This window comes from Streptomyces sp. NPDC055243 (assembly GCF_044544025.1).
Lineage (GTDB): Bacteria > Actinomycetota > Actinomycetes > Streptomycetales > Streptomycetaceae > Streptomyces.
In genome coordinates, this window is sequence record NZ_JBITWR010000040.1 from 1 (window position 1) to 1,548 (window position 1,548).

Genomic DNA, 1,548 nt, shown 5'->3' on the forward strand with positions numbered 1-1,548 from the left:
TCTTCCTGGCGGAGGCCTTCACGCGCCCGGCGATGATGCGCACCCTGGCCGCGATCGGCTTCCAGCAGTCCTACACCTACTTCACCTGGCGCAACGCCAAGGACGAACTGACGGACTATCTGCGTGAATTGGCGGGCGAGACCGCCCATTACCTGCGGCCGAACTTCTTCGTCAACACCCCCGACATCCTGCACGCCTACCTCCAGAACGGCGGACGCCCCGCCTTCGAGGCCCGTGCCGTGCTCGCCGCAACCCTGTCGCCGACGTGGGGCGTCTACAGCGGGTACGAACTGTGCGAGAACGCCCCGGCACGGCCCGGCAGCGAGGAGTATCTCGACTCGGAGAAGTACCAACTGAGGCCGCGCGACTGGGAGTCGGCGGAGCGCACCGGCGCCACCCTCGCGCCCCTCATCACCGCGCTCAACCGCGTGCGGCGCGCCAACCCCGCCCTGCGGCAACTGCGTGACCTGCACTTCCACTCCACGGACCAGGAGGCGGTGATCGCGTACTCGAAGACGGCCGACGACACGGACGGATCGAACACGGTTCTGGTGGTCGTGAACCTCGACGCCCACCACACCCAGGAGGCCACGGTCTCGTTGGACATGCCGAAACTCGGCCTCCACTGGCACGAGACCGTGCCGGTGCGCGACGAGCTCACCGGCGACACCTATCACTGGGGCAGGGCCAACTATGTGCGCCTCGAGCCGGGCCGCGCGCCCGCGCACATCTTCCGCGTCCTGCGACCGTCCTCACCGTTGATCGGAGGGTCACCCACACCATGATCATCAACGAGCCCGTCCAGGACACATTCGAGGACACGCCCGCCAAGGACCGAGACCCCGAATGGTTCAAGCGTGCCGTGTTCTACGAGGTCCTGGTGCGGTCCTTCCAGGACAGCAACGGCGACGGCATCGGCGACCTCAAGGGCATCACCGCCAAGCTGGACTATCTGCAGTGGCTGGGCGTGGACTGCCTGTGGCTGCCGCCGTTCTTCAAGTCGCCGCTGCGGGACGGCGGTTACGACGTCTCGGACTACACCGCCGTCCTCCCCGAGTTCGGCGATCTGGCCGACTTCGTGGAGTTCGTGGACTCCGCGCATCAGCGGGGCATGCGCGTGATCATCGATTTCGTGATGAACCACACCAGCGATCAGCACCCGTGGTTCCAGCAGTCGCGCACCGACCCCGAAGGCCCCTACGGCGACTACTACGTCTGGGCCGACGACGACAAGCAGTACCAGGACGCCCGCATCATCTTCGTCGACACCGAAGCCTCCAACTGGACCTTCGACCCGGTACGCAAACAGTACTTCTGGCACCGCTTCTTCTCCCACCAGCCCGACCTCAACTACGAGAACCCCGCCGTCCAGGAAGAGATCATCTCCGCCCTGCGGTTCTGGCTGGACCTGGGCATCGACGGCTTCCGCCTGGACGCCGTGCCCTACCTCTTCGCCGAAGAGGGCACCAACTGCGAAAACCTCCCCCGCTCCCACGGCCTGCTCAAACGCGTACGCGCCGAGATCGACGCCCACTACCCCGACACCGT

Annotated in this window: 1 protein-coding gene and 1 pseudogene; both read left to right on the plus strand. The window is 66.1% G+C overall.

From position 1 onward, the window contains the following. Nucleotides 1-785: pseudogene (locus tag ACIGXX_RS44060) on the plus strand (alpha-1,4-glucan--maltose-1-phosphate maltosyltransferase); the annotation flags it as partial. Then, nucleotides 782-1,548: alpha-amylase family glycosyl hydrolase (locus ACIGXX_RS44065; RefSeq protein ID WP_399984888.1), on the plus strand; the 767-nt coding region annotated here is incomplete at its 3' end. The pseudogene ACIGXX_RS44060 and the gene ACIGXX_RS44065, both read left to right, overlap by 4 nt.